Origin of the sequence: Mesorhizobium sp. M8A.F.Ca.ET.161.01.1.1 (assembly GCF_004792105.1) — a bacterium.
In the GTDB taxonomy this organism is placed as follows: Bacteria; Pseudomonadota; Alphaproteobacteria; order Rhizobiales; family Rhizobiaceae; genus Mesorhizobium.
Genome location: NZ_SRTD01000341.1, coordinates 1 through 316, shown reverse-complemented (window position 1 = coordinate 316; position 316 = coordinate 1). Strand labels below are relative to the sequence as shown.

The 316-nt window shown below is 59.5% G+C and carries 1 protein-coding gene; it reads right to left on the bottom strand.

The window, feature by feature from the left end:
* The coding region (locus tag EN804_RS35985) for an ABC transporter substrate-binding protein (RefSeq protein WP_189602216.1) at window positions 1-316 on the bottom strand (316 nt) is incomplete at both ends.

Genomic DNA, 316 nt, shown 5'->3' with positions numbered 1-316 from the left:
GGATCGCCATAGGTCTTGAAGTCGTAGTCGATGAGCTTGATGTCCTCGAACTTCGGTGCCTCTTTCGGCACTTCCGCCGTTTTGTTGGACGGCAGCTGGAAGGACTTGGCGTCCTTCATGCGCGACTGGACCTCCGGCTTCAGCGCCCAGTCGTACCAGGTCTTGGCATTGTCGAGGTTGCGGGCGCCCTTGATGATCGACATGGAGCCGATCTCGTAACCCGTGCCCTCGCAGGGAGCGATTGATTTGACCGGAAAACCTTCCGCAGTCTGGGCCACCGCATCATGCATGAAGACGATGCCGAGCGCCGTCTCGC